The sequence below is a fragment of the Methylorubrum sp. SL192 genome (assembly GCF_026672325.1).
Lineage (GTDB): Bacteria > Pseudomonadota > Alphaproteobacteria > Rhizobiales > Beijerinckiaceae > Methylobacterium > Methylobacterium extorquens.
Window position 1 is genome coordinate 2,773,825 of record NZ_JAPPQV010000003.1, and the last position, 26,943, is coordinate 2,800,767.

The window sequence follows — 26,943 nt, forward strand, 5'->3', positions numbered from 1 at the left end:
GGCGCGCGCCTCACCTCCCAATCGAGTTGCGCGCTTTCGGACGAGGTGAGGCCGAAGGCGGCGGTTCACAGCCTCGCCCCGGATTGAAAGTCCGGAGCGAGGTCCTGGAGAACGCGGTTCGTAAAAAAGCCGGCCGAGTCTTCAGGCGCACGGAAGCGGCGCGAGCGCGCTTCGACGGGGAAGGCCCCGATTCCCGGACAGGACGGAATTGGCAGGCTCCGGACCGGAAGTCCGTCTTCAGACAAGTCGTCGTCGGCCGCGTCGGGTCGATGCATGCTGCTGTCTGCCTGGGCGGCCCAATCAACAAAACAAAAAACGAAAAACGTGAATGGTGAGGAGATGAGGATGACCAAGAACTCCAAGACAGGGTCGGTCGACCGCTTTCTGTCGGATTACAAGAAGGGACATCTCGACCGACGCGCCTTCATCCAGTCCGCGATCTCGGTCGGCTTGTCGGCTGCCGTCGCACAGTCCCTATCCCTAGCCGCATCGGGACGTGCCTTCGCTAAGACGACCCGGGAGGTAGAACCCCTCTCCGAAGCTTACGACTACATCGTGATTGGCGCAGGATCTTCCGGCGGAACCTTTGCGGGCGCCCTCGCGATGCAGACCGATGCTCGAATCCTCGTCCTCGAAGCGGGCGGCGTCGATGCCGCCCCGGAGATTCACAACCCACGGGATTGGGCCCTGACGCTCGACAAGCCGTATGTGCGGCACTTCAAGACTGTACCGCAGAAGAATGTCGGCGGTCGCGTCATCGACTGGCCCCGGGCAGAAGTCCTCGGCGGATGCAGCAGCATCAACGCGATGATCTACTGCCGCGGCCACCAGAACGACTACGATTCCTGGGCCGCCGCCGGCAACAAGGGCTGGGACTACGCGTCCGTCCTGAAGGACTACAAGGCGCTCGAGGATTGGCAGGGCGGCGCCAGCGCCTATCGGGGCGTCGGCGGTCCGCTTCACGTAACCCAGCCGGCCGACGGCCGGCGGAGCGCGGGCGGCGCCATGTTCATCGAAGGCGCCGAGTCGCTCGGCCACAAGGAAACGAAGGACTTCAACGGTGAGCAATTTGAAGGTCCGGCCTGGGTCAACTTCACGATCTACGACGGCAAGCGGCAATCGACGGCGGTCGCTTTTCTCAAGCCCGCCATGGAGACGCGCAAGAACCTGACGGTCCTGACCGAGGCGCCGGTGACGCGGCTGATCGTCGAGGGCGGTCGGTGCACCGGGGTAGAGTACCTGCACGCTGGAAAGCCGGTGAAGGTGAAGGCGACCAGCGAAGTCATCATCGCCGCCGGCGCGGTCGCGACGCCGCGACTGATGCTGCTGTCGGGGCTCGGTCCGGCTGCCGACCTGCGCAAGCTCGGCATCCCCGTTGCCGCGGATCTGCCGGGCGTCGGCCAGAACCTCCAGGATCACGTCCTGGGCGCAGGCGTCAACTACGAAGCAAAAGCTCCTCTTGCCCCGTCTTTCTACAATGCCTCCGAAGTATACATGTGGTCGAAGTCCGACAGTTCCTTGAAGACTCCGGACATCGCTACGCTCTATCTCGATATTCCGTTTGCGACGCCGGACCTGCCGTTCAGGGTCAAAAACGGCTACTCGATCCTGTGCGGCGTCATGCAGCCTCAGTCGCGCGGAAGCATCCGGCTCGCCTCGGCCGATCCGCGCGTCGACCCGCTGATCGACCCCAACTATCTGGGCACTGATCAGGATTTCAAGGCGCTCAAGGCCGGGATGGATCTGGCGCGGGCGATCGGTGGAAGCTCGGCGTTCTCAAGCCTCCGCAGCAAGGAGCTCCTGCCGGGACCGACGGCCGACAAGGCAGCATATCAAGAGTTCCTGCGGCGCTCCGTCTGGACCTACTTCCATCCGACCAGCACCTGCCGGATGGGCGTAGATGACATGGCCGTCGTGGACGAGACACTGCTTGTGAAGGGCGTAAAGGGCCTGCGCATCGTCGACGTCTCGGTTCTGCCGCACGTCACGACGGGCAACACTAACGCCCCCGCGATCCTGGTCGGCTGGCGCGCGGCGAAACTCCTGATGCAGCAGGGCTAAGGCACCGCCGTTTCGCGCCGGAGGAACGCAGAGTCGCGACTCCGGCGCCGCACACGAACTCGACAAGACTATTGTTGCGAGGGGCTATGTTCAACCTGATCACTGACTTCTTGAGGTCGACACGCGGATACCTGCTGTCGCGCCGCGCTGCGGCGACTTACGCTGCGGCCTCCATCATGCTCGCGGCCAGCCCGGCTTCGGCCATCGATGTCGATCCGGGCGATTACACGGCGCTTCCTCCAGGAACCAGCGCGTTCCTTATGTACGGGCAGTATGCGCAGCGTAACTCCATCAATGTCATCGGGACCGGAACGATCGGGCAAGGCTACGAACTCGATTCTGCCGTCGGCATCGCGCGTTTCGTGCACTGGATCGACATTGCGGGGATCACTGTGGATCCGCAGGTCCTCATCCCGTTCGGTTCGCTCTACAATGGGCGGCTCGCGGGCTCCCGTGTTCCGTCCTCGACCGGACTGGCGAATCCTATCGTGGCCGCGACCGCTTGGCTAATCAACAAGCCGGATCCGGTCTACGCGACCTATTTCGGCATCACGCCGTTCTTCAGCATTCCGCTCGGAAAATTCGATCGGAACGCCGCCCTCAACATCGGCACCGATATCTTCCAGGCGACGCTTCAAGCGGGATACATTCAGGGGTTCGCGCCCAAATTCCACTTCGAATTCTACGGAGACGCGACGTTCTCGACGGATTCACGCGTCGGCGGCCTGGTGCGGCAATCCCTGCAGCAGGATCCCAGTTATCAGCTGCAATCCTACGTGCGCTACGAAGCCGGGGACGGGATCTTCCTAACCGCCGGCCACTCCTACACATTCGGCGGCGATCAGTATATCGGCGGGGTCCGCAACGGCCTGCGAACGGAAGCGCATCAACTCCGCGGCATCGTCCAGGCTTTTCTTGATCCGACAACGCAGATTCAAGTGGGTCTCTTCCACGAGTTCGGCGTCAGAGGAGGTTTCGCACAAGATCTCGGCGTGAGAGTTCGCTATCTCAAAATTTTTTCAGCCAGCAACTAGAATACCTTCCAATCAATCCCAGCTCGAAGCTGCACATGGCGGTGGACACGCTCGGGCCTTCCCTGGCCCCCGTCACACCGGCCAATGCCGATGACCGCGCCCAGGTTGAGCGTTTGGCCAAGGCCGTGCGGTCGGCCACCAACGACAGCGTTAACATCGCCTTCGTCGACCGGAGCTACACTGGCGAGAAACCGGCCGCGGCCACGCGAACATGGCATCGAACTCGGGGTCGTGAAGCTGCCCGAGCCTAAGCGCGGCTCTCATTCTGAGCCTGTCGAAGGACGTGTTCCTGCCCGGGTGCTGAGCCGTGAAGCCCTCCTTCGCCGTGGGTCACCCGCTTCCGCCGGCTCGTCAAAGACTACGAGCGATATGCCGGTGCGCTGGCAGACCTGCACCTCGTCGCCTTCGTCTGCCCTGTGCTTAGAAACCGCTCTACTCGCAGCTAACTCATGACAGCCTCTAGTACCTGCCGATCGGTAAGAGATGTGTAGGTCACGGCTCCTCCGTACCGCCGCGTATACGCAGGTACGCGATCAGTGCGCGAAGGGCTTGGGGTACTTGACGGCGACTTGAGTAATAAACGTGGAAGCCCGGACCGGGTGAACTCCATGCGGGCAGTACCTCCCGCAAAGTACCAGCCGCTAACTGCAGCGCGACCAAGCCCTCCTGGCAATAGGTAATCCCACCATCCGTCTCTGCTATTGCCACCGCAAGCGCTGTCTCGCTCAGAACGACGGACCAAGCGACGTCGACGATGAGATGCTCCGCCCCCCGCTCAACTTCCCAGTGATAGATCGCGCCGGTGCCCATCCTGAGACCGATGCAACGGTGGGCCGCCAAGTCAGATGGATGCTCCAGGGGAGGGGCCTTCCGAAGGTAGCCCGGGGAGGCCACCATGATCCATCGGATATCACCTCCGATGGGGACCGCGATCATCTCCTCGGGGACGCGCCCTCCGAAGCGGATGCCCGCGTCGAAGCCCCCTCCGACGATATCGACGAAGTCGTCTTGGACCACGACCTCCAGCTTCACTTCTGGGTACTCGGCGAGGAAACCCGAAAGGGCCGGTCCGAGCACCAGGCGGGCGGCGTCGGTCAACACGTTGAGCCGGAGGCGGCCGGCCGGCTTTCCCCGGTACCGGTTCAGCGTCTCCAGGCCTTCCTCGATGGCGCCGAACCCGGCCTCCAGCCGCGCCAGCAAGTCGGCGCCGGCCTCAGTCAGGGTGACGGCGCGGTTGGTCCGGTTGAACAAGCGCACGCCGAGCCTCGTCTCCAGCCCGCGCAGTGCGTGGCTCAGCGCCGACGGTGAGACGTCGAGTTCGAGGGCGGCGCGCCGGAAGCCGCCGGCCCGAGCGATCATGCGGAACAGGTTGAGGTCGCCCAGGTCGCCCCGGGTCAGTCCAACCACGATTGCCGCTCCAGCTCAGTGTTGAGTTCACCTGAACGCTACGGTGAATTTCAGGGCGGCACAAGCGCACGTTAGCGTAGTTAGATGTGGGTAGGGCCGGACGCCGGCATCCACTGACAATTGAGGTCGGACATGGCTGGAAAAAGCAAGCGCATCGCCGTGACTGGAGGCCATGGGAAGGTCGGCCGGACCCTCGTGCCGCATCTCAAGGACAAGGGCTACGAGGTCTTCGTCATCGACCGCGATGCGCCGTCCGATCCGAACGAGCTGGCAATGGTCGCGGACCTGACCGACTTCGGCCAGGCGCTCGACGCCCTGTCGTCCGCCGGCGAGGACACCTACGCCCGGGCCGAACCGAAGGCGTTCGACGTCGTCGTGCACCTCGCCAGCATCCCGCACCCGCGCATGCTGCCTGACAGCGACGAGTTCCGGCTCAACATGATGGCGACCTACAACGTCTTCGAGGCGGCGCGCCGGCTCGGCATCAAAGACATCGTCTGGGCGGCCTCCGAGGTCGGCATCGGCGTTCCGTTCGACAAGACCGACGCCCCCTACGTCCCGGTGGACGAGGACTACCCGATGCGCGGCTACAACGTTTACGCGCTGACCAAGGTGCTGGGCGAGGAGATGGCGCGTCAGTTCTGTCTCAACGACCCGGAGATGCGCATCACCTGCCTACGGCTGTCGAACGTCATGGACCCGCAGGATTACGCCAAGTTCGAAGGCTGGCAGGACGACCCGACCCAGCGCCTCTGGAACATGTGGACCTACATCGACAACCGGGACGCCGCCCAGGCTATCGAATGCGCGATCCGGTACGAGGCCCCTGGCAAGGACGCGTTCCTCATCACAAACGACGAGACGGTGATGCGCACGCCGACGGCGGAGCTCCTCGAACTCCACTTCCCGAAGGCGGAGCGGCGCAAGGCGTTCAACGGCAACGAGGTCATCCTCTCGAACGAGAAGGCTAAGCGCGTCCTGGGCTTCAGGCCCGTTCACCATTGGACCGACGAGGTCTGAGGGCATGACCGGTTTCAATCACCTGGGATTCCTCGGCTTCGATACCTTCGGCACCGTGGTCGATTGGCGTTCCGGCGTAGCCCGTTCGGCCGCGCCCTTTCTCGATCGCCATGGCATCGGCCTCGATCCGCTCGCCTTCGCCGACGAGTGGCGCTCCCTTTACCAGCCGGCGATGGAGGAAGTGCGCTCGGGCCGTCGCCCCTGGGTGCGCCTCGACGTCCTTAACGGCGAAAACTTGAAGACTGTATTGGCCCGGCATGGCGTGCGGGTCGGTGACCTCCCGGAGGAGGAACTCGCCGATCTCAACCGGGCCTGGGAACGGCTCGACCCCTGGCCCGACAGCGTTGAGGGGCTCACCCGACTCAAGCAGCGCTTCGCCCTCGGCCCGCTCTCCAACGGCCATCTCGCTGGCATGATGCGACTCGCCCGGTTCGGCGGCCTGCCCTGGGACGTCATTGTCGGGGCCGAGATCGCCCGATCCTACAAGCCGACGCCGGAGACCTATCTGCGCTCGGCCGAGGCGGTCGGCCTGCCGCCGGAGCAGGTCGGCATGGTCGCAGCCCATAACGACGACCTCAAGGCCGCCCGGGACTGCGGCCTCCGGACGGTGTTCGTTCGCCGGCCGCTCGAGCACGGTCCGAACCAAACCACCGACCTCGCCCCCGCCGAACGCTGGGACGTCGTCGTCGACAGCCTCATCGAGGCCGCCGACGCGCTCGGCTGTCCCTGACCCGGAGAACCATGCCATGACCGACACCCATCGCCCCCTCGCGCTCGTCACCGGCGCTTCCAGCGGCATCGGCTACGAGCTCGCCCGGCTGTTCGCAGCCGACGGCCACGACGTCCTCATCACGGCGAGCGGCCGGAACGACGGTCTGGAGCGCACCGCCGATGCGGTCCGCGCGACCGGCGTCGAGGCCATCGTCGTGAAGGCTGACCTCACCGAGTACGACGGCGTCGAGGCCCTCGCCCAGGCAGTGGCCGGGACGGGTCGCCCCCTGGCGGCGGCGGCCCTGAACGCCGGCGTCGACGTCGGCGGCTACTTCGTCGGCGGGACCGACCTCGTGGCCGAACTCAAGATGATCCAACTCAACGTCGCGTCGCAGGTCCACCTGACCAAGCGACTGCTGCCGGCGATGGTGGAGCGCGGTGCGGGCCGGTTGCTCTACACGGCTTCGATCTCCGGCACGATGCCGACGCCCTACGAGGCTGTCTACGGCGGCACGAAGGCATTCCTGATCAGCTTCGTCGAGGCGGTGAAGGAGGAGGTGAAGGACAGCGGCGTCAGCTTTACGCTGCTGCTGCCGGGCGAGGTCGACACCCCGTTCTGGCACCGCGCCGGCATGGACACGACCAAGCTCGGCCTGGGCGAGAAAGCCGCCCCGACCAAGGTCGCCCAGGAGGGGTACGAGGCGATGAAGGCCGGAAAGGACCGCGTGGTCGCCGGCAAGCCCGGCTCGAAGTTCATCGGCCGGGTGCTCAACAATATCTTACCCGACACCGCCAAGGCCGCGGCCCATTCCGGCGGGGCGGAGCCCGGCTCGGGCCTGAAGTGAGGGGGCGATAACGATGAACGACGATCTTCTCGCACCGGGCCGCGTCGCGGTCATCACGGGCGCGGCGCTCGGGATCGGCGCCGCGGCCGCTCGGCACTTCTCCACGCTCGGCATGAGGCTCTGCCTCCTCGACCGGAACGAGGACGCCCTCCGGGATCTCGTCTGCGATCTCGGCCGGGGGGCGGACGTGCGGACCACGGTCGGCGACGTCACGTCCGCCGACGACCTGAGCGCGCTGTGCACATCAGCCTACGACGGCTTCGGCGAGGTCGCGGTCCTGATGAACAACGCCGGCGTCATCGCCGGCGCCGGGCCCTGGACCGACCCGTCCGCCTGGCGCCTCCAGCTTGAGGTGAACCTACTTTCCATCGTCACAGCGCAATCGATCTTCGTGCCGCGCATGCTCGCCCAGGGCGGCCGCGGGGCGGTCGTCAACCTCGGCTCCAAGGAGGGCATCACCACCCCGCCCGGCAACGCCGCCTACTCGGTCGCCAAGGCCGGCGTGAAGGTGCTGACCGAGCAGTTGGCGCACGAGTTGCGCGCCGAGGCCGGGAACAAGGTGACGGCCCATCTGCTCGTTCCCGGGTACACCTGGACGCCGATGAACGCCGCCCAGAAGCCCGCCGGCGTGACCATACCCGACGAGGCATGGACGGCGGAGCGCCTGCTCGCCCACTTCGAGGGCCGCTTCCGGCGCGGGGACTTCTACATCCTCTGCCCGGACAACGTCGTCACGCCCGAACTCGACGCCGCCCGCATCCTCTGGGGCGCCCGGGACATCACCGAGAACCGGCCGGCGCTCTCGCGCTGGCATCCTGACTGGAAGGGGCGCTTCGACGCCTTCGTCGCACAGGAGACCGGCGCATGAGGCCGTACGTCATCTGCCACATGATGGGGCCCCTCGACGGCGAGCTGCTCGTCGACCGCTGGAGCCCTTCGACGGGGCGCTCGTCGGAGGCGTTGATCGCGGAATACGACCGCGTGCACGAGGCGCTGGAGGGTGACGCCTGGATCGCCGGCCGTGCCGTGGGCGAGGAGTTTGCCGAGGGACGAGCGCATCCGCCGGAGCCGGTGCCCGCGGTGGAGCGTCCGGTCCACGTCGCCAGGGCGGGGGCCGAGGAGTACGCGGTGCTGATCGACCAGCACGGAAAACTGCACTGGACCGGGCCGGAAACCTACGGGGCGCCCCTGATCATGGTCCTAGGCAGGGACGTCCCCAACGCCCACCTCGCCGAACTCGCCGCCGACGGTATCTCCTACGTCGTGTCGGACGGTCCCGAGATCGACCTCGGGCGAACGCTCGATGTGCTGGCCTCGGCTTTCGGCGTCCGCCGGCTGATCCTGGAAGGGGGCGCCCATACCAACGCCGCCTTCCTGAAGGCGGGGCTGGTGGACGAGATCAGCTTGGTGTTGTTCCCGGCCATCGGCGGCCATTCGGGCAGTCAGACCCTGTTCGAGGCAGGCGAGGAAGGACTGGCCGACCGCGTCCGGCTGAGCCTCGTCTCCACTGAGGTCCGTACGGCGGGCGCCGTTTCACTCCGGTACCGCGTCGCCTACCCGCCGGCCTAGTCCGACGCGCGGACTATTGTGAGCACCACTCAACTCACCGTGCAATTCAGGTGAACGGATCCGAAGCAGCCAACCGCCTCCGAGTTCGTTAAGTCTTCGTCACCGCATCGACACCAACGGCGCCTGGGGCGCCGAACCACACAGGGGGGCTTCCTCCCCGTGAACGGCGGCCCATGCCCGCATCACCGTGCAAACCGAGGAGTGAAATTATGACCACCCAACGTCCTCTCGCGCTCGTCACCGGCGGCTCGTCCGGCATCGGCTTCGAGCTCGCCAAGCAGTTCGCCCAAAACGGCTTCGACGTCGCCATCTCCGGCTCCAGCGACAAGGTGCACACCGCGGCCGACGCCCTGCGCGAGCTCGGCGCCGAGGCCTACCCGCACAAGGCCGACGCCGCGACCTACGAAGGCGTCGAGGGCTTCTGGACCTTCGTCACCGGGCTCGGCCGGCCGGTCGAGGCGGCGGCGCTCAACGTCGGCATCGGCCAGGGCGGCGCCTTCGTCGACAACACGCTGGAGGCCGAGTTCCGGCTGATCGCGATCAACATCACCGGCACCGTGCACCTCGCCAAGCGCGTCGTGCAGCACATGGTCCCGAACGGGCGCGGCCGCATCCTGATCACGTCCTCGGTCTCGGCCACAATGCCGACCCCCTACGAGACCGTCTACGGCCCGTCCAAGGCCTTCGGCTTCATGTTTGCCGAGAGCCTGCGCGAGGAGCTCCGGGAGACCGGTGTGACCGTGACGGCCCTGCTGCCCGGCGCCACCGACAGCCAGTTCCACAAGAACGCCGGCATGGCCTCCAGCGCCATCGACCAGGGCAAGAAGAACGACAAGACCGAGGTCGCCCGGCAGGGCTTCGAGGCCCTGATGAACGACGTCGACCACGTTGTCGGCGGCGACGAGGAGACCAAGCAGACCGTCGTCGACAACCGCGTCACGCCCGAGCCGGTGAAGGCCGCGCGCCACGCCGAGAAGACGAAGCTGCAGGGCTGAGGGGAAGCACCATGAGCAACCTTACCAACGCGGTGACGATCGTCACCGGTGCGTCTTCCGGGATCGGCGCCGCCACCGCCAAGCGGCTCGCGGCCTCGGGCGCCAAGGTCGTCCTGGCCGCCCGCAACGAGGACAAGCTGCGTGCCCTGGTCTCTGAGATCACGGAGGCTGGGGGAACGGCGACGTATAGGGTCACGGACGTCACTGACCGGACCGACGCAAAGGCGCTCGCCGCCTTCGCCGAGGAGACCTACGGCCCGGTCGACATCCTGGTGAACAACGCCGGCCTGATGCTCTTCTCCGCCTGGAAGGACACGGCGGTCGACGACTGGGACCGGATGATCGACACCAACCTGCGCGGCTACCTCCACGCCATCGCGGCGGTGCTGCCACCGATGCTGAAGCGCAGGTCCGGGCGCATCCTGAACATGAGCTCGGTCGCGGGCATCAACGTCGGCGAGGGCGCAGGCGTCTACAGCGCGACCAAGTTCTTCGTCCGGGCCATCACCGAGAGCCTGCGCAAGGAGGTCGGCGTCGCGAACGGCATCCAGGTGTCGATGGTGAGCCCCGGCGTGATCGACACCGGCTGGGCCGACAAGGTCTCGGACGCCGAGGGGCGCAAGGCGGCGACTGAGCTGAACAGGGACGCCATCCCCCCCGAGGCCGTCGCGGACGCAGTGGCCTACGCCCTCGACCAGCCCGCGAACGTGACCGTGAACGACGTCGTCATCCATCCCACCAAGCAGGCTTGGTGAACCTCGCGACCAGCGCTCGACCACGGGTCAGCGTCGGCGCCCACCCCCCCAATCAGGAGAGACCCATGCGCGAGAACTGGGGCGACACAACCATCGAATGGGGCTCGGCCGAGGTCGAGCCCGGCATCCGCATCCATCACGGCGTCGCCGGGAGGGGCGAGCGCACCGTGCTACTCGTCCACGGCTACCCGGAGACGGCCTATGCGTGGCGCCGGGTGGTCCCCCTCCTCGTCGCGGCGGGCCTGCGCGTCGTGGCTCCCGACTATCGCGGCGCCGGCGGGTCCTCGAAGCCGCCGGGCGGCTACGACAAGTACACCATGGCGGGGGACCTCCACGCGCTTCTCTATGACCATCTCGGGCTCACAGGGCCGGTGACGGTCGTCGGCCACGACATCGGGATGATGGTGGCCTACGCCTTCGCCCGCCGCTTTCCGGCCCGAACCGAACGTCTCGTGGTGATGGAGGCGCCCCTGCCGGGCACCGCGGCCTACGAGGAGAGCCTGCGTAACACGGACCGGCTCTGGCACTTCCAGTTCCACCGGGCGCCCGACGTGCCCGAGCTCCTCACCGCCGGGCGAGAGCAGCTCTACCTGGAGCGCTTTTACCAGGACCTCGCCTTCGACACCGAGGCCATCGGCCTGGAGGCGGTCGCGCGCTACGTGCGCGCCTTCTCGCGTCCCGGCGCGATGCGGGCGGGGTTCGAGGTCTACCGCGCCTTTCCGCTAGACGCCGAGCGCAACCGCGCCGACCTGGACCAGGACGGGAAGCTGAACTTCCCGGTGCTGGCGCTTGCCGGCGCGCACAGCGCCTTCGCGTCGATGACCGAGGGCATGATGCGCGAGGTCGCGGACGACGTGACCTTCCGGACCATCGACCGGGCCAACCACTGGGTGCCTGAGGAGAACGCCGAGGCGCTCGCTTCCGCCATCACGGCCTTTCTCTAACGCAGCGGACGTCGCATCGATGAAAGCCAGCTTGATTCTCGCCGCCCTGATCACGGGGACGACGCTCGTTCATGCCGCCGCCCAAGGCGCCGATGATGTCGGAGCCAGGGAAATTGGACCCAAGGAGGAGGGGGCCAGGGCCGAGCAGCAGCCCCGCCCATGGACGGAGCGCCCGCCGGTCGATCCCGCCCTTCTGGTCGAGAAGGCGACCCAGGAGCCCTTCACCGAGCCGAACGACCGCCCACTCTTCCCCGGTCTGCCGCCCACAGCTCCGGTGCAGCGTCAGCCGACGCCCCGCGAGGTGCCGCCCGAGGGACAGGTTCTGGAGCAGCGCCCGGCGGTGAACCCCACCCAGCAGCCGGCCTTTCCCGGGCAGACCCGCGCCGTCGCGGTGCGCACGACGACTTCAATCGAGGAGAAGGTCGTCGCCCGGGGCCTCTCTCATCCCTGGTCGCTCGCCTTCATGCCGGACGGGCGCATGCTCGTCACGGAGAAGAGCGGGACCTTGCGCATCGTCACCCCGCAGGGCGAGGTCTCCGCGCCCGTCGGCAACGTGCCGCCGGTGCTGTTCGCCGGTGATTGCGGCCTACTCGCGGTGCTCGTCGATCCGGATTTCGCCACCAACCGGCTGATCTACCTGTCCTTCATCGGCTACCGGCCCGAGGGGCACGCGCTGATGGTGGTCCGGGGCCGCCTGTCCGACGACGACGGGGCCATCGAAGGAATCACCCAGCTCGTCACCCTGCCGGCCTTCACGGGCATCAACCACTACGCGGGCGGCATGGTCATCGGCCATGACGGCAAGCTCTATCTCGGCACCTCGGAGTGGATCACCGACGAGACCCGCATCGCCGCGCAGCTGCCGGCCTCGCCGATGGGCAAGATCCTGCGCATCAACCGCGACGGATCGATCCCTCACGACAACCCCTACGCCAATGTCAGCGGGGCCGAGCCGCGGGTCTGGTCGATCGGCCACCGCGACCCCGAGGGCCTCGCGCTCGACCCAAAGACCGGCGGCCTCTGGATCAGCGACCACGGACCGCAAGGCGGCGACGAGATCGACCGCGTCGAGCCCGGCCGCAACTACGGCTGGCCCCTGGTGGCCTATGGCAAGCGCTACGACGGGGGCCTGCTCGGCGGCGGCCGCACCCAGTTCCCCGGCACCGAGCAGCCGGCTTATTACTGGGACCCCGCCATCGCCCCGGCCGGCATCACGTTCTACACCGGCGACCGCGTACCGGAATGGCAGGGTAACCTCTTCGTCTCCGCTCTCGGTGGCCGGCATCTGGCGCGCCTCGTCATGGTCGACGGCAAGGTGACCGGCGAGGAGCGCCTGCTGCTGACCAACAACCAGCGCGTCCGCGACGTCAAGCAGGCCCCGGACGGGACGCTCTGGGTGCTCACCGACGACGCGGACGGTCGCCTGATCCGGCTGGCGCCCCGCGGCTGAGGGCGACCCGCTCGTCGGCGGCATGGGGCGGTTCAACCGGCCTCACGACCGCGCGACCGGTCGATCGGGCCCGATTCTGAAGGCGAAGGTGACCGCGGGTCAGTTGGTCGAGGGAGCTGCAGCCCATGAGCTTCATCCCGCGCTCGATCTCGACGCGCAACAATTCGAGGGCGCGCTCGACGCCCGGCTGCCCGGCGGCGAGCGGAAAGAGATAGTAGCGCCCGAGGCCGATGGCCTTCGCCCCGAGCGCAAGCGCCTTGAGCACGTGGGTGCCGCGCTGCACGCCGCCTCGTGAAAGACTACGAGCGATATACCGGCACCCTGGCCGACCTGCACCTCGTCGCCTTCGTCTGCCTCATGCTCAGAAAGGCCGCTCTACTCGGAGACGATTCACAACAGCCTCTAGCTGATTGAGCTGCCAGATCTCCGGGAGAGTCACGCCGACGAACTGCTTCTCCCAACAGGATAAGGTCGGCTCAGATACACCACTCTTCCGGCAATCCGTACGAACCCATGCACGACACGCGCGGATCGTCTCCTACGGCGCAAAGTCGCTCCGATTGAGACCGTAGCGCTGCATCTTCTCGTTCAGAGTGCGACGGGGCAGGTCGAGCAGGCGCATCGCTTCGGCGATGTTGCCCTGGGCCTGTTGCAGGGCTTGGCGGATCAGGTCGCGCTCGAAGGCCTCGACGCGGGCTGCGAGCGGTTGCGCGCCGTCCAGGTTGACTTCCGGCGCGACGCCGCGCCGGTCGAGGCCGAATGCGTGGCGCTCGGCGGCGTTGCGCAACTCACGGACGTTGCCCGGCCAGGAATTGTCGAGGAGATCTTGGATGAGGCGTGCGCTCAAGGGGCGCATCGCGCGCCCGTGCGCCTCCGCGGCCCGGCTCGCGAAGTGCTCGAACAGGAGTGGGATGTCCTCGCGCCGTTCGCGCAGCGGCGGGATGCGCAGTTCCGCGACGCCAAGGCGGTAGTAGAGATCAGCCCGGAACCGTCCGGCATCCGCCTCGGCCCGCAAATCGACCTTGCTGGCGCAAACCGTTCGCAAGTCGGCCGGAACGGCCGAATTCGAGCCGAGGCGCTCCAGGCTGCGCTCCTGCAGCACGCGCAGAATCTTCACTTGGCCCGAGAGCGGCATCGCCTCGATCTCGTCGAGGAAGAGCGTACCGCGATGGGCGTATTCGAGCTTACCGACCCGCCGCTTTACCGCACCGGTGAAGGAGCCGGCCTCGTAGCCGAACAGCTCGCTCTCCACCATCGTATCGGGGATGGCGCCGCAATTGACCGCGACGAACTGGGCATTGCGTCGCCCGGAGAATGCGTGCAGGCACTGCGCCACGAGTTCCTTGCCGGAGCCGGTCTCGCCGTTGACGACGACGTTGACCGGCGTCGCGGCTAGATCGAGCACCTCGCGCCGGAGTGTCTCCATCGCCCGCGAGGTGCCGACCAGCTGGCTCTCTATGCCGGTGACGTCCGCGACTGCGTGGAGGCGTCGCAACCGCAGGGTGAGGTGGCGTTTCTCGCAGGCCCGGCCGATCGCGCTAACGAGGCGCTCGGGCTCGAAGGGCTTCTCGATGAAGTCGTAGGCGCCACGCCGCATTGCCTCCACCGCCATCGTCACGTCGCCGTGGCCGGTGACGAGGAGGACCGGCAGGTCCGGATCTCGCCGCAGGGTCTGCTCCAGAACGTCGAGGCCGCTCATGCGCGGCATGCGCATGTCGGTTACGAGGATGCCGGGGAAGCGCTCGTCGAGCTGGCCGAGCGCCGCATCCGGGTCCTCGAAGGTTTCGACGTCGTAGTCGGCGAGCGTTAGCCACTGGTGCAGCGCCTCCCGCACCGTCTCCTCGTCGTCGATGAAGAAGACTCGGTTCGATAGCTTCGCCATCGCGCTCAGGCCTCCGCCGCGGGTAGGACGAGGGTGAAAATAGCGCCGTGCGTCCCGTTGCCGGCGGCGAGGCTGCCGCCGAAGTCGCGCACGATCAGCGACGACAGCGACAGGCCGAGACCAAGGCCTTCTCCGGCTGCCTTCGTTGTGAAGAAGGGATCGAAGACGTGCGGCATGTGCTCCTCGGGGATTCCGCTCCCGCTGTCGGAAACGCGCAGTTGCCAGGAGGACGCCTCCTCGCGCGCAGCGGTCAGGTTGAGCCGGCGCTCGGGCGTGTTGCGCATGGCGTCGAGGGCGTTGACCATCAGGTTCAGAATCACCTGCTCCAGCCGCACCGGCTCGGCCCGCACCATAGCGTCGGGTGGGATCGCGCAGCTCACTTGAACGGATTCGGCGCGGATGCGGGCCGCGAGCAGGTCGAGGGCTGCCGCGGCGGCAACGCCGAGCCGCACCGGCTCCCAATGCTCCGGCCCGGTCTTGCGAGCGAAGACTTTCAGATGGCGAATGATCTCGCCGATGCGCTGCGTCACCTCGGTCATACGCTTCAGGTTGCGCCTGACGGTGGCGGTGTCGCCGCGCTCCAGGAAGACGGATGAGCTGGACAGGAAGGTGCGAAGCGCCGCCAGCGGCTGGTTGATCTCGTGGTTGATTGCCATGGAGATCTGCCCAAGCGCAGCGAGCCGGCCGGCATGGATCAACTCGTCTTGCGTCGCTCGCAAGGCGGCGGTTGCGCGTTCCCTCTCGGCAATCTCGCCGCGCAGCCGGGTGTTGGCGGCGCTGAGATCGGCGGTCCGCTCCGCCACGCGCCGCTCCAGCGTGAGGCGCATGGCGCGTTCGCTGCGTAGCCGCTGCCGCCTCTCCTGCGCCGCGGCGAGGGCCAGCGCGAGGGCGAGGCACGAGATGCCGGCGGCAAGCGCCGCCAGCAAAGCGTAACGCAGGGTGGCGTCGGTCTCGGCAACGTACAGCAGCGTCCAGCCGAGATCCGGCATTACGGTCCGTTCGACGATCCCTGACACGGCGCTCGCGCCCTGGGCGAGTTTAATCGTGCCACCGTCGGCGTCGCCCGCCAGCAGGGGGCGCAGGTCGCTATCGCCGTACTGGCGTGCCGCGAGGATGCGGGCCGTATCGGATGGGGCAAGAGGGCGGAGCGGGCGGTACTTCCAGGAGGGCTCGCTCGCCAAGAAGACGACGCCCGACGCGTCGGAAACGAGGACATGCTCGTCAGCCTGCCGCCACTCCCGCTGCAATCCCTCGAGATCAACCTTGACCACCACGACCCCTGCGATGCCGCCCTCCGGCGCCGGCACCGCCTTGCCGATGAACAGGCCAGGCCGATTCGTGGTGTTGCCAACACCAAAATAGCGTGAGGCGCCGGTCGCGACGGCCTCAGTAAAGTAGGGTCGATAGGCGTAGGAAATCCCGATGAAGCTAAGGGCCTGGTTCCAGTTGCTGGCGCTGCGGGTCAACCCGTCCCGGTCGAGCAGGTAGATGGCGGCGACGCTCGACGCGCGGGCGATGGCCTCGAACCTTGCGTTGACCGCCGCGACCCGATGGGGATCGCCGACCGCATTGAGAAGGCCGCGTACCTCGGTATCAAGGGCAAGGACGCTGGGAAGATACTGATAGCGCTCGACGGCCGAGCGCAGCACCGCCTCGCCGATGACGAGGCGCTGGCGCGCAGCGCGCCGAACCTGCTCGTGGCCGGCATCCAAGGTGACGCCGAACACCGCGAGCGTGGCCATGAGGGTGAACGCCGCCAAGGCCCAACGCCACGTCGAAAGGACGGCGCGGTTGCGGGTGATCCGCCGCCGCACGGCACAGGTCACGAGGCGCAGCGCTCTCATCCGATGCGAAGTCCGCTCCGATCCCGATGCCGGCCCGTGACGGGCGGCAGCGACCGGAGCGGATCATCCTCGCAGAACGCTCCCCTGTCATCAGGGTCCGCCATTTCCCCCTGGCGGCGGGCGGGCGTGCTGTGCACACCGGCCGTGCGCGCGGTTCTCGTCCGGCGACATCGGCCGATGCGGCGCATCATGCGGCGCGCACAGTCGCGAGGAAGCGTGCGACTTCGGCCGTGAGATGCTCGGATTGGCGCGACAGTTCGGAGGACGAGGCGAGCACCTGGGCTGACGCCGAACCGGTCTCCTCGGCCGCACTCGCCACGCCCGCAATGTTAGCCGTCACCTCTCCGGTGCCGGACGCCGCCTGGGCGACGTTGCGCACGATCTCCTGCGTGGCCGCCCCTTGTTCCTCCACCGCCGCGGCGATCGAGGCGGCGACGTTCGCGATCTCGCGGATGCGTCCACCGATGCCGTCGATCGCCTGCACGGCCTGATCCGTCGAGCCCTGGATCTGGCCGATCTGTCTCCCGATCTCCTCGGTCGCCCGCGCCGTCTGATTGGCAAGTTCCTTCACCTCCGCGGCCACCACCGCGAACCCCCGGCCGGCCTCGCCGGCTCGTGCCGCCTCGATCGTGGCGTTGAGGGCGAGCAGGTTGGTCTGGCCCGCGATCTGGGAGATCAGCGCCACCACGTCGCCGATGCGGCTCGCCGCCTGTGCCAGATCCTGAACCAGACCGGCGGTTCCCTGCGCCTCGGCCACGGCCGCCTGCGCGAGCGCGGTCGAACCCGAGACCTGTCGGCCGATCTCGTCGACGGAGGAGCCAAGTTCCTCGGCGGCGGCCGCAACTGTGGTGACGTTGGTGGACGCCTCCTCCGCCGCCGCCGCGACGCTGACCGATTGGGCGGCCGTCTGACCGGCGGTGGCGCTCATGCTCTGGGCCGTCGCCTGCAACTCGCTCGCCGCAGCGGATACCATGCCGACGATGCCGCCGATCGCGTGCTCGAAGCCGTCGGCCATCTGGCGCATCCCGGCCTTGCGCTGCTCCTCGGCCGAGGCACGGGCGAGCGCCGTCTCCTCCTCCAGTTGCCGGGTGCGGATGAGGTTGTCGCGAAACACCCGGACGGCACCCGCCATCGCGCCGAGCTCGTCACGGCGTCCCGCCCCGGGAATTTCGATCCCGGCCTCGCCACCAGCGAGCCGGCGCATCGCCTCGGTCATGCGCGCGATCGGGCGCGATATGCCGAGGAAGCAGAAGGCCAGGGCGCCCAGCGCGATCAGGGTGGAGACACAGAGCATGACGAGCGTTGCCCGGACAGCGGAGGCCTGCTCCGCGCGGATCAACTGACCCGCCGCCTTGCTGGCCGCGACGTTGAGATCGACGAGCGCCCGTGTCGCGGCCGACGCGGCGAGGTAGTTCGCATTCATCGGACCGCGGAAGAACGCCATCGCCTCGTCGCGACGCTCTGCAGGGAAGCCGCGCAACTGGTCCCAGTCGAGGCTCGACCGGCTCAGTTTGACGACGAGATCGTCGTAGACCTTCTGCTCCTCGGGCGAAGCAATCAACGCCCGGTATCCTTCGAGCTTTGTATTCCGGTCGCGGCTGAATTCTACCGCCTTCGCCGCGCTCTCGGCCTTCGCAGTCTCGCTTTCGGCGGTCATGTAGCGGAACTGCCAGAGCCGCGTCCGTATGACGAGCGCGTTGATCGTGTGTGCCTCGTTCATCGACGGGATGGCGTTGTCGAGCAGGTCGCTCGTCCGCTCCGCCGTGCTGTCGAGTTTCATCAGCGTCAGCGCGCCCTGACCGAGACACAGCAGAAGCATGACTGAAAACAGGCCTGTCAGAATGCGCTTGATCGTCACGTGGCGGTCCTCAAGGTTTGAACGACTGCGAAATTGAGATTTCGAGGCATGGTTGAGGATCTATAAAAAACCCTTAAACAGGTTTCGGCCCCGGCGCCTGAATTTCTCTCTGGTTGACTGGATGGTACTTCGCCAATTGCTATGGCTCCGAACGATTGATGCGCCCGTACCCATCAGGTTGAGTGGGGATCTTCCGTTCGGCCGAGCCGAGTGCATCAGACTTCGATATTTGCTGGTTCGCGTGCCCGAGTGGTGTCTGCATCCGAACATGCAAAGACTATTTACGCGTCGCATCGTTGCGGCAAAGAAAAAACAGGATAATCACTATGTCGAACCTTTAAAATATTGCACTGTCATTTATATTGTTCTGCGATTTTCAGGTTGGACGTGTAGATTTCCGACCCTAATAAGTCGCGCACCTGAACGGTGAATGTTTGATGGTCGCCGTCGTTCAGATTGTGGATCGCCATTTCACATAAAGCCCGTTGCGCGAGCTTCTTCACCTCGCACAAGCTCCCACATTCAATGCCGTAGTCGTCTTGCACGTGCAGATTCACGGAAATCGTGTCGAAGAAGTACAGCGCCATGACTCCCCTCATGATCCAGGTTTTAGCTTGCTTATATTCGGCTTTACCAGATAAGGCGATCGGCATTTTTGACCTCAATCGCCATTTTTCTCGAATTCTATGCGATCTCAGTTGTGCTAGTACTTTCTTTCCAGATGCCCGATTAGTCCGTGAAATTGGAACGTTCGGAGGATTCGTCGGTGAAGCAGGGCCGGTGAGCCGCGATCAGGGCCTGCGCAAGACGATCATCTTCTCCTGGGTCATATCGCGCATGGTGTAGGGGATGCCGCCGGTCCCGTAGCCCGAGCTGCGTCGCCCTGCGAACGGCATCCAGTCGGTGCGAAAGGCGGTCGCGTCGTTGATCATCACCGCCGCGGCGTCGAGCCGCTCGGCGGCGCGCAGGGCCACGCCGACATCCTGCGCGAACACGCTTGCCTGGAAGGCGAAGGGCAGCGCGTTGGCCGTTGCGATGGCCGCGTCGAGGTCGTCGTAGCGGTAGAGGCAGGTCACGGGCCCGAACACCTCCTCGCGCGAGACCCGCGCCTCGTTCGAGGGGGCGCGCAGCACCGCCGGGCTCAGCATCGTCTCGGACAGGCGCTCGCCGCCGGTCAGCCCTGCGCCGCCGCCGACCGCCTCTTCGATCCAGGCCCGGACCCGGTCGGCCTCGCGCGGCTGGATCAGCGGGCCGACATCCGTCTCAGAGAGGAGCGGGTCGCCGGTCCGGAGTTCCGCGACCCGGCCCAGGAAGCGCTCGGCGAAGGCCGCCTCGATATCGGCATGGACGAAGATGCGCTGCGTCGATACGCAGACCTGACCGGCGTGGTAGTAGCCGCCCTTCACCAGCGGCGCGATGATAGCGTCGAGGTCGGCGCTGCGATCGACGATGGCCGGGGCGACGCCGCCGTGCTCCAGCGCTGAGCGCGTGCCCGGCGCGAGGCGGCCGTGCAGGTGCCATCCGACGCGGGCCGAGCCGATGAAGCTCACGAAAGCGACGCGCGGGTCGGTCGCCATCGCCTCGGCGAGGTCGTTCGTCGCCGGCAAGAAGGTCTGGCACCACGGCTCGGGCAAACCGGCCTCGTGGACGAGCTGCACGAAGTCGAAGCAGGACAACGGCGTAGAAGACGCCGGCTTGACGATCACTGGGCAGCCGACGGCGATGGCGGGCGCTACCTGATGGACGATCAGGTTGAGCGGATGGTTGAAGGCAGAGATCGCTGCGACGACGCCAATCGGCTCGCGCGTCGTGAAGGCCCAGCGCCCGTCGCTTGCGGGGGTGAGCCCCATCGGGATCTCGCGGCCGGAGAGGTCGCGCAGGGCTTCCGCGGCGTTGCGCACGCCATCGACGGCGCGGTCCACCTCGATTCGTGCGTCGGTGAGCGGCTTGCCGCCCTCGCGGGAGATCTGACGGCTGAAATGGTCGCGCCGCTCGGCGATGCGGCGGGCGACCTCCTGCAGGATGGCGATCCGTACATGCGGCTTCAGCCACGCCCCGCGGTCGCGGAAGGCGCGCTCGGCGGCGACGAGCTTGCGCTCCAGCGCCGACGCGTCGTCGGTGGGCAACTCGGCGAACGGCGCGCGGTCGTAGGCCTGGACAATCTGAAGCACGGGCATACTCCTCACTCCACGGCCTTCTTTGGAGGCGCGGAGCCGGTTCGGGTTTCTGGGGCGGGTTCGCGTATGGGATCGGCGCCGCTCCGGCGGGGGCGGCGCCGTTTCGGGTCATTCGGCCGGTTCGAGCACCAGATCCTCGACCTTGGTGCGCAGCTCGTCGACGAGGACGCGGGTGTTCTCCGAGTAGTCGATCGGCACCGCCACGAGGTGGACGCCGCCGGCCTGGAAGGCCCGCTCTAGGGTCGGCACCAGATCCTCCACCGCGGTGACGCGGTGGCCGGCGGCGCCGTAGGACTCGGCGTATTTCACGAAGTCCGGGTTCTTGAAGGTCATTCCGTAATCCGGAAATTCGTCCACTGCCTGCTTCCAGCGGATCATCCCGTAGGCCGAGTCGTCGAGGACCAGCACCACCAGGTTGAGGCTGAGGCGCACAGCGGTCTCCATCTCCTGGCTGTTCATCATGAAGCCACCGTCGCCACACACCGCCATGACGCGGCGGTTGGGATGGAGCATTGCGGCCATCATCGCTGAGGGAAGCCCCGCGCCCATCGTGGCGAGCGCGTTGTCGAGCAGCAGCGTATTGGCGACGTAGGTGCGATAGTTCCGCGCGAACCAGATCTTGTACATCCCGTTGTCGAGGCAGACGATGCCGTCCTCCGGGATGACGCTGCGCACGTCGCGAACGAGGCGCTGCGGCGTGACGGGGAAGCGGTCCTCGTCATTGCGGTCGGCGATGCGCGTCAGGATGTGCTCGCGCAAATAGAGCAGCGCCCCCGCGTTCGGCAGCCCTTCCTCCAGCCGGTCAGCGATCAGCTTCAGGGTGGGGCCGAGATCGCCCACTACCTCGGCGTCGGGATAGTACACCTCTTCGACATGGGCAGGCGTGTAGCTGATATGCAGCACCTTCTGCCCCAACTGTCTCATGAAGAAGGGCGGCTTCTCGACGGTGTCGTGGCCGATGGCAATGATCAGGTCGGCCGCGTCGATCGCCTCGTGCACGTAGTCGCGCTCCGACAGGGCGGCAGTGCCCATGTAGAGGCGGGTGCCGTGGGCGACTGTGCCCTTGCCCATCTGCGTGGTGAAGAACGGAATGCCGGTGCGCTGCACGAAGCCGCCGAGGTCGCTCGTGGAGCGTGGGCGGCTTGCAGCTGCGCCGAGCATGATTAGTGGACGTTTGGCCGCCCGGATCATCTGGGCGGCGCGCTCGATCGACGCCGGGTGAGCAACCGGGATGTCGATCGGGTGGCTCGGCACAGTGTAGGCCTCGGCCTCCTCGGCCGCGATGTCCTCGGGCAGTTCCAGGAGGACGGGGCCCGGCCTTTCCTCGGAAGCGACGCGGAAGGCGTCGCGCACGATAGTCGGGATCGAGGAGGCGGAGACGATCTGTCGGGCCATCTTGGTGATCGGCTTCATCGAAGCAATCACGTCGACGATCTGGAAGCGGGCTTGCCGGGCCTTAAGGATGCCCTTCTGGCCGGTGATGATAATCATCGGCATGGCGCCAAGATGCGCGTAGGCCGCGCCCGTTGTAAAATTCAGCGCGCCCGGCCCGAGCGTCGCGAGACAGACGCCGGGCTTGCCCGTCAGGCGTCCGTAGGTAGCGGCCATGAAGGCCGCGGCCTGCTCATGGCGGGTCAGGATCAGCTCGATGTTCGAAGTGCGCAAGGACTCGACGATGTCGAGGTTCTCCTCGCCGGGGATGCCGAAGATGCGCTCGACGCCTTCGTTCTCGAGGGCCCGAACTAGAAGATCGGATCCTTTGGGCATGATTTCCTCCTGTTGGTCGTTTCACCTCGATCGGTCACGCGAGGGACCGACCGCCGGCCGGGCGGGTGCTTCGCCTGCCGATTGGGTTCGGGGGGGGTGAGGGGGGCGCTTTCGCGAGGCGACCGGCTCAGGCGGCCGGGCGTAAGGGGCTCAGCCGCTTATCTGGCCGCTGCCGTCGAGGTAGCCGTACTTGCGAGTGTCAGGCATCCAGAGCGAGGCCGCGAAGGCCACCGCCGCCATGGCCGCAACGTAGTAAAAAAACAGGCTCTCGTTGCCGTAGTTCCTGAACGAAAGCGCCACGTATTCTGCAGTGCCGCCGAACATCGCGTTGGCGATAGCGTAGGGAAGCCCGACGCCCAGCGCCCGCACCTCGGCGGGGAATAGCTCGGCTTTCACCACGCCGCTGATCGAGGTGTAGAAGGTCGCGATTATTAGGCCCACCATGATTAGGCCGAAGGCAGCGTAGGGGCTGCTCACCGCCGAGAGCGTCGAGAGCAGCGGCACGGCGCCGACCATCGCGAGCCCGCTGAACAGGATCATGTTATTGCGTCGGCCGATCCGGTCCGAGAGCAGGCCGAATAGCGGCTGCAGCACCATAAACATGACTAGCGCCAAGGTCATCACGGTCGATACCGACTTGAGGTCGAGTTTGACCGTGTTGACGAGGAACTTCTGCATGTAGGTCGTCATTGTGTAGAAGTAGAGCGAACCGCCCATGGTGAAGGCAAGCGTGATCAACACCGCGCGCTTGTGCTGCATCAGCGCCCGTAGCGAACCGGCCTCCTCGCGCTGTAGTGTCTCGGTCGAGACCGATTCCTCAAGCGAGCCGCGCAGCAGCATCGCGACGATGGCGGCGGCGGCGCCGACGAGGAAGGGGATGCGCCAGCCCCAGGCCCGCATTTCCTCGCCGGTGAGGATGTGCTGGAGGGCGAACACTAAGAGCACGGCGAGCAGCTGACCGCCGATCAGGGTGACGTACTGGAACGACGATAGGAAGCCGCGCCGGCCCTTGCCGGCGATCTCGCTCATGTAGGTCGCCGCTGTGCCGTACTCGCCGCCGACCGAGAGGCCTTGCGCGAGACGCGCCACGAGGAGCAGCACGGGGGCAAGCACGCCGATGCTCTCGTATGTGGGCAAAAGGCCGATCATCAGCGAGCCGGCGCACATCAGGAGAACCGAGAACACCATCGAGGACTTGCGGCCGCGCCGATCCGCGATCCGTCCGAAGATCCAGCCGCCGAGCGGGCGCATGAAGAAGCCGACGGCGAAGATGCCGGCCGTCGCGAGCAATTGCCCGGTCGGGCTGCTCGACGGGAAGAAGGCGGAGGCGAAGTAGATCGAGGTGAAGGCGTAGGCGTAGAAGTCGTACCACTCGACGAGATTGCCGGACGAGGCGGCGACGATGGCCTTGATCTTCTGGCGGTCCGAGGCCTCGGCGCGCACGGGGACATCCCCGATTGCTGCGGGTACAGCCGTGTTCATGGGCGTTCTCCCTGTTTTAAGTCCTGGCCTCACCGAGATGCGGCCGTCCTCGCCCCGCTCCGCCGACCTGGGCCTTCGGCCTCTTCATCGTCGGCATCGACGGGACACGAGGGGAATGATGGCAATAGGGATGCCAAAGGCAGATGGCGCGTAAAAACGAATGTTTACAATTATTTGGGCAATATTCTCTCTGACTCGATAGGCCGAATTTCGCCGATCCGTGATCCACGCTCGGCGGAATATTGCCGATCGCAGCGGGGCCGTGCCTGTCTGCGGGGCCTGCTTCGACCCAGCAGCTGCACTCAGATTTCATGCAACACGTTGTTGGCCACGCTCAAAGCTGTCCACTCGGCGAACGAACTCAAGACAAATTCCAGGACATCCTCGGCTCGGATCGGAGCGCGGCCGCGCGGTGGCTGTGACGGTGATCGTGATCAAGCGGATCTATCGCCAGCAATGCCAGATCGACGTGTTGCTTGAAGAATGCCTATGGCTCTAGCAACTCCTATAAGCTGCATGTCTGCTGCCGTCGTTTCAGTAAACTTCACAGAAATGCTGTGTAACGCCGCTAGCTAGACTGAGGGCTGACAACAAATCAAAGCAATTGTCGTCGGCGCCTCGAAACAGGCGCCGATATAGATTGCTGGGTCGAGCCTCATGTTGATCAAGACCGGCAGAAGCTTGCCCTCGGCTTCGGCCTTCCACCGGAAGACCTCGATGTGACGGCCGGGGCAATGCAAATCGGCGAGCAACGCCGCCCCCTCGGTGCCGGTCGTCTCCCCAGATATGAGGCGGCCCATCAGTACAGCGGCCGCACGGTGCCCGCGCCCATCGCCTCGGCGCGGTGCAGGACGGCGCGGGCGCAGGCGATGTCGTCGATCGCCATCCCCATCGGGGTAGATCGTCGTGTGCGGGCCGTACACGGAAGGCGTGTCCTGCCAGCGGCAGCCGATCTTCAACCGAGGCCCTGGACGCCTTGGTCCGGCTGCGGGGGCGGCCCAAGAGCCTGCGGGTGGACAATGGACCGGAGTTCGCCGGGCGCATGCTCGACTAGTGGGCCTACCTGAACGGAGGCGAGATCGACTTTTCACGACCGGGCAAGCCGACCGACAACGCCTACATCGAAGTGTTCAACGGGCGCCTAAGGGCGGAATGCCTGAACGCCTCGTGGTTCCTGTCGCTGGCCGATGCCCGCGAGCGCATCAAGGACTGGAGGTGCCACTACCTGAAGATTGACGCGGCCATGGCATAAACCATTGGCTGCGTTGTCATTTTTTCGGCCAAAGCCGTCTGGGCCTATCTCCGGGCATCTACACCTAAGTCTTTGATTTTACACGACGCGACACAGCGCGTCGGCAACTCCGTGCGACTCCGACGCGACGAGGAATGCGACATGGCCGAGGATCAGAACGACGCCTGATCCGCCCCCACTGAAGTGGTCCGCCCTGAGGTATGGCTTTTGAGCCAGATGAGGACGGACAGATGGGAACGAAGCGGCACAAGCCGGAAGACGTGGTCGCCAAGCTGCGGCAGGTGGATGTTCTGGTCTCGCAGGGCCAGAGCGTGGCGGAGGCGATCCGGGCCATCGGCGTGACGGAAGTGACCTACTACCGCTGGCGCAAGGAGTACGGCGGCCTGAAGAGCGATCAGGTTCGACGGATGAAGGACTTGGAGGTTGAGAACCAGCGGCTGCGCAAGGCGATTGCGGATCTCACCCTCGACAAGCTGATCCTGCAGGAGGCCGCTCGGGGAAACTGACCAGCCCCGCGCGCCGACGCGCCTGCATCGCGCATGTCATGAACGTCCTAGACGTCTCCGAGCGCCGCGCCTGTCGGGCGCTCGGGCAGCATCGCTCGACGCAGCGCAAGGTGCCGCGGGGAAGAGAGGATGAGGCCGCGCTGACAGCCGACCTCGTGGAACTGGCTCGCCAGTACGGGCGCTACGGCTACCGGAAGATCGGTGCATTGCTGAAGGCGGCGGGCTGGTTCGTCAACGACAAGCGGGTCGAGCGGATCTGGCGGCGCGAGGGGCTGAAGGTCCCGTCTCGGCAGCCCAAGCGCGGCCGCATCTGGGACGGGGATGGTTCCTGCCTGCGATTGCGGGCGGAGCGTCGCGATCACGTCTGGTCCTACGACTTTGTCGAAGCCCGCACGCACGAGGGCCGCAAGTTCCGGATGCTGAACGTGGTCGATGAGTTCACGCGGGAGTGCCTGGCGATCCGCGTCGCACGCAAGCTGAAGGCGGCGGACGTGATCGACGTGCTGTCCGACCTGTTCATCCTGCGCGGCGTGCCCGGCCATATCCGCTCGGACAACGGTCCGGAGTTCATCGCCAAGTCCGTGCAGGCCTGGATCACCGATGTCGGCGCCAGAACAGCCTACATCGCACCCGGTTCGCCATGGGAGAACGGTTACGTCGAGAGCTTCAACGCACGACTACGGGACGAGCTTTTGAACGGTGAGATCTTCTACACGCTCAAGGAGGCGCAGATCGTGATCGAGAGTTGGCGTCTACACTACAACAGCGTGCGCCCGCACGCCTCGCTCGGCTACCGACCACCGGCCCCGGAGGTGTTCGTGCCGGCCTTCACCGCTTGGCCGGCTGCGCTCACCCGGTCGGCTCCGCCGGCCAAGCGACCCGTGGAGCAAAGGCCGACCCTGCACTAACTTAGAACTTGGACCACCGCGTGGGGGCCGATCATTGCCTAGCCGCTCGATCATGGCCAGGGTCAGATAGCTCTTTCTCTCACCGTCAACCTTGAAAACCTTCGCAGTCCGCACCGGGTTGGACGCCATGAATCCGCGCTCGACCGCGAAGCTACAGACCGACGAGAAGTCGCGGATGACCTTCCTGGCGGCGCCCACCCCCCCGCAGACCTCAGACCGCCTGCCGGCGGAGTCTCCCCCACCCGCCTTGCGCTCACCTCCTTCGGGCCCGGTGCTCCTCTCCCCGGCCTTGCCCTTTTTGTCACGCTTGCGGTCCTTTCCAACCCCGGTCGCAGTTGCGCCTTCGGACACCTTTTTGAAGAGCGTCTCGACATCCTTCTCGGTCAGATTGCAGAGATTCAGCTTCCCGAGGATGGGGACTACGTGGTTGCGAAGGCGGCCCATCGTGTAGCGCTTCGTCTTCTCGCCGAAGGGCT

21 protein-coding genes and 1 pseudogene are annotated in these 26,943 nt (G+C 66.2%); 13 read left to right on the top strand and 9 right to left on the bottom strand.

Annotated features, from left to right (window positions below; genetic code table 11):
• Positions 1-273 precede the first annotated feature (273 nt).
• Positions 274-2,061 (top strand): GMC family oxidoreductase, encoded by a 1,788-nt coding sequence (locus OVA30_RS13775; protein ID WP_268175767.1) that lies wholly within the window; start codon positions 274-276, stop codon positions 2,059-2,061.
• 86 nt (positions 2,062-2,147) lie between these two features.
• Entirely contained in the window at positions 2,148-3,095 is a 948-nt protein-coding gene (locus OVA30_RS13780; RefSeq protein ID WP_268175768.1) for a transporter, read from the top strand.
• A gap of 492 nt (positions 3,096-3,587) precedes the next feature.
• Here the strand turns inward: OVA30_RS13780 and OVA30_RS13785 are convergent, their stop codons facing one another.
• Positions 3,588-4,502, bottom strand: a complete 915-nt coding sequence (locus OVA30_RS13785) for a LysR family transcriptional regulator (protein WP_268175769.1) — start codon at positions 4,500-4,502, stop codon at positions 3,588-3,590.
• Between the two features lie 132 nt (positions 4,503-4,634).
• Between OVA30_RS13785 and OVA30_RS13790 the strand changes: the two genes are divergently transcribed.
• The 9 genes from OVA30_RS13790 to OVA30_RS13830 all read left to right on the top strand — a co-directional run bounded on the left by OVA30_RS13790 (position 4,635) and on the right by OVA30_RS13830 (position 12,791).
• Entirely contained in the window at positions 4,635-5,522 is an 888-nt protein-coding gene (locus OVA30_RS13790) for an NAD-dependent epimerase/dehydratase family protein (RefSeq protein WP_268175771.1), read from the top strand.
• Between the two features lie 4 nt (positions 5,523-5,526).
• Entirely contained in the window at positions 5,527-6,252 is a 726-nt protein-coding gene (locus OVA30_RS13795; RefSeq protein WP_268175773.1) for a haloacid dehalogenase type II, read from the top strand.
• 16 nt (positions 6,253-6,268) lie between these two features.
• The gene (locus tag OVA30_RS13800) at positions 6,269-7,078 is read left to right on the top strand and encodes an SDR family NAD(P)-dependent oxidoreductase (protein ID WP_268175774.1); all 810 of its coding nucleotides are present in this window, start codon (positions 6,269-6,271) and stop codon (positions 7,076-7,078) included.
• A 13-nt stretch (positions 7,079-7,091) separates the two neighbouring features.
• Positions 7,092-7,946, top strand: a complete 855-nt coding sequence (locus tag OVA30_RS13805; RefSeq protein ID WP_268175775.1) for an SDR family NAD(P)-dependent oxidoreductase — start codon at positions 7,092-7,094, stop codon at positions 7,944-7,946.
• Entirely contained in the window at positions 7,943-8,647 is a 705-nt protein-coding gene (locus tag OVA30_RS13810) for a dihydrofolate reductase family protein (protein WP_268175776.1), read from the top strand. Before OVA30_RS13805 ends, OVA30_RS13810 begins: the two co-directional genes overlap by 4 nt.
• Before the next feature lie 209 nt (positions 8,648-8,856).
• Positions 8,857-9,642: an SDR family NAD(P)-dependent oxidoreductase gene (locus OVA30_RS13815; RefSeq protein WP_268175777.1), complete on the top strand. Its 786-nt coding sequence runs from the start codon at positions 8,857-8,859 to the stop codon at positions 9,640-9,642.
• Positions 9,643-9,653: 11 nt separating this feature from the next.
• Entirely contained in the window at positions 9,654-10,397 is a 744-nt protein-coding gene (locus OVA30_RS13820) for an SDR family oxidoreductase (protein ID WP_268175778.1), read from the top strand.
• A 65-nt stretch (positions 10,398-10,462) separates the two neighbouring features.
• Entirely contained in the window at positions 10,463-11,341 is an 879-nt protein-coding gene (locus tag OVA30_RS13825) for an alpha/beta fold hydrolase (protein WP_268175779.1), read from the top strand.
• Between the two features lie 19 nt (positions 11,342-11,360).
• A complete protein-coding gene (locus OVA30_RS13830; RefSeq protein WP_268175780.1) occupies positions 11,361-12,791 on the top strand; it encodes a PQQ-dependent sugar dehydrogenase in 1,431 nt (476 codons plus the stop codon).
• On the opposite strand, the gene OVA30_RS26005 is transcribed toward OVA30_RS13830, so the two are convergent.
• The 8 genes from OVA30_RS26005 to OVA30_RS13870 form a co-directional block, all read right to left on the bottom strand.
• Positions 12,742-13,056 carry an alpha-hydroxy-acid oxidizing protein gene (locus OVA30_RS26005; protein WP_442786102.1) on the bottom strand — a complete coding sequence of 105 codons (315 nt, stop codon included), beginning with the start codon at positions 13,054-13,056 and terminating at the stop codon, positions 12,742-12,744. The two genes, OVA30_RS13830 and OVA30_RS26005, sit on opposite strands and share 50 nt — an antisense overlap.
• Positions 13,057-13,329: 273 nt before the next feature.
• Positions 13,330-14,673 (bottom strand): sigma-54-dependent transcriptional regulator, encoded by a 1,344-nt coding sequence (locus OVA30_RS13840; protein ID WP_268175781.1) that lies wholly within the window; start codon positions 14,671-14,673, stop codon positions 13,330-13,332.
• A gap of 5 nt (positions 14,674-14,678) precedes the next feature.
• A complete protein-coding gene (locus OVA30_RS13845) occupies positions 14,679-16,322 on the bottom strand; it encodes an ATP-binding protein (RefSeq protein WP_268175782.1) in 1,644 nt (547 codons plus the stop codon).
• Between the two features lie 382 nt (positions 16,323-16,704).
• The gene (locus OVA30_RS13850) at positions 16,705-18,375 is read right to left on the bottom strand and encodes a methyl-accepting chemotaxis protein (protein WP_442786103.1); all 1,671 of its coding nucleotides are present in this window, start codon (positions 18,373-18,375) and stop codon (positions 16,705-16,707) included.
• 353 nt (positions 18,376-18,728) lie between these two features.
• On the bottom strand, positions 18,729-19,028 hold the full coding sequence (locus OVA30_RS13855) for a DUF6894 family protein (protein WP_268175783.1): 300 nt from the start codon (positions 19,026-19,028) through the stop codon (positions 18,729-18,731).
• A 138-nt stretch (positions 19,029-19,166) separates the two neighbouring features.
• A complete protein-coding gene (locus tag OVA30_RS13860) occupies positions 19,167-20,552 on the bottom strand; it encodes an aldehyde dehydrogenase family protein (RefSeq protein ID WP_268175784.1) in 1,386 nt (461 codons plus the stop codon).
• A 108-nt stretch (positions 20,553-20,660) separates the two neighbouring features.
• On the bottom strand, positions 20,661-22,319 hold the full coding sequence (locus tag OVA30_RS13865; RefSeq protein ID WP_268175785.1) for an acetolactate synthase large subunit: 1,659 nt from the start codon (positions 22,317-22,319) through the stop codon (positions 20,661-20,663).
• Positions 22,320-22,469: 150 nt separating this feature from the next.
• Positions 22,470-23,801, bottom strand: coding sequence for an MFS family transporter (locus OVA30_RS13870; RefSeq protein ID WP_268175786.1), 1,332 nt, complete (start codon positions 23,799-23,801; stop codon positions 22,470-22,472).
• Positions 23,802-24,777: 976 nt separating this feature from the next.
• Between OVA30_RS13870 and OVA30_RS13875 the strand changes: the two are divergent.
• Together OVA30_RS13875 and OVA30_RS13880 are read left to right on the top strand one after the other, a co-directional pair.
• Positions 24,778-25,026: pseudogene (locus OVA30_RS13875) on the top strand (integrase core domain-containing protein); the annotation flags it as partial.
• Between the two features lie 257 nt (positions 25,027-25,283).
• Positions 25,284-26,467, top strand: a protein-coding gene (locus OVA30_RS13880; protein ID WP_253386706.1) for an IS3-like element ISMex5 family transposase whose coding sequence is annotated in 2 segments (ribosomal slippage) — positions 25,284-25,548 and positions 25,548-26,467 — 1,185 coding nt in all. Because the reading frame shifts where the segments join, the coding sequence is not laid out codon by codon here.
• Positions 26,468-26,943: the final 476 nt, after the last annotated feature.